The organism is Kitasatospora sp. NPDC001660 (assembly GCF_053596725.1).
In genome coordinates, this window is the sequence record NZ_JBSFGU010000134.1 from 1 (window position 1) to 1,662 (window position 1,662).

Here is a 1,662-nt window from a genome sequence, read left to right on the forward strand (position 1 = left end):
GGGGTCCCGGTGGACTGGGCGCGGCTGTTCGACGGCACCGGCGCCCGCCGGGTGGACCTGCCCACCTACCCGTTCCAGCACGAGCACTACTGGCCGCGCCCGGCCCGCCGGGCCGGGGACGTCACCGGCGCCGGGCTGTCGCCCGCCGAGCACCCGTTGCTGGGCGCGACCGTCGCGCTCGCGAACGCCGAGGGCACGCTGCTGACCGGCCGGCTGTCGCTCAAGGCGCAGCCGTGGCTGGGCGACCACCGGGTGGGCGGCGTGGCCGTCTTCCCGCCGACCGGGTTCCTGGAGCTGGCCGTCCGCGCCGGTGACCAGGTCGCCTGCGACCGGGTCGAGCGGCTGACGCTCGCCGAGCCGCTGGTGCTGCCCGAGGACGGTGCGGTCGTCGTCCAGATCCAGGTGGACGCCCCGGCGGCCTCCGGTGCCCGCCCGGTGCGGATCTTCTCCCGACCGGACGCCGACGTCGACGGCCCGTGGACGGAGCACGCCTCGGGCGAGCTCGTCCGCGGTGAGCGCACGGCCGGCTTCGACGCCTCGGTGTGGCCGCCGAAGGGCGCGGTCGTCGCCGATCTGACGGCGCTCCGCGAGGAGGCGGACCTCGGCCCGGCCTTCGACGGGCTGCGGTCGGTCTGGCGGCGCGGTGAGGAGACCTTCGTCGAGGCGGTCCTGCCGGGCCACGCGGCCGGCGAGGCCGCGGGGTTCGGCGTGCACCCGGCGCTGCTGGCGGCGGTGGTGCGGGCGGACGGCCGTGGGCTGGTGCCGGTGGCGTGGTCCGGGGCGTCGCTGCACGCCTCGGGCGCGTCCGTGGTGCGGGCGCGGCTCGTGCGGACGGGTACGGAGACGCTCGCGCTCGCCGTCGTGGACGCCGCCGGGGAGCCGGTGCTGTCGGCCGAGGGCCTGACGCTGGCCGAGCCGGCCGCCGTGGCGCAGGGAGCCGGTGTGGCGGGGTCGCTGTTGCGGCTGGAGTGGGTCGCGGCCGCGCCCGCGAGGCCGGTGGACGTCCGGTCCGTGACGCTGGGTGTGGAGGTCGCGTCGCTGGAGGAGATCGGTGACGAGGTGCCGGGCGCCGTGGTCGTCCCGGTGGCGGCCGGTGAGTCGCCGGTGGCCGTGCACGAGGTGACGGCGTGGGCGCTGGGTCTGGTGCAGGAGTGGCTGGCCGAGGCGCGTTTCGCGGATGCGCGCCTCGTGTTCGTCACGCGGGGCGCCATGGCGGGCGGCGAGGTGTCCGGCCTCGTCGGCGCCGCCGTGTGGGGCCTGGTGCGGGCGGCCGAGTCGGAGAACCCGGGCCGGTTCGTCCTCGTGGATGCGGATGGCGAGCTGCCGCTGGAGGCGGTGCTGGCCGTGGGTGAGCCGCAGGTGGTGGTTCGTGACGGTGCCGTGCGGGTGGGCCGGCTGGCCCGTGCAGCCCTCGCCGACGAACGCTCGTCGGGCTGGGGCTCGGGCACGGTGGTGGTCACGGGTGGTACCGGTGGTCTGGGCCGGCTCGTTGCGCGTCACCTGGTGGCCGGACACGGTGTCCGGGAGCTGTTGTTGCTGAGCCGTCGTGGTGGTGGCGGTGCGTGGCTGGAGGAGCTCCGGGAGCTGGGTGCCGACGTCGAGGTCGTGGCTTGTGATGCTGCTGATCGGGAGGCGCTGGCGGAGGTTCTGCGGGGCCGGACG

General features: G+C 76.8%; 1 protein-coding gene. It reads left to right on the plus strand.

Going from position 1 to position 1,662, the window contains the following annotated elements:
* The coding region (locus tag ACWCXH_RS39875; RefSeq protein ID WP_449806409.1) for an SDR family NAD(P)-dependent oxidoreductase at nt 1-1,662 on the plus strand (1,662 nt) is incomplete at both ends.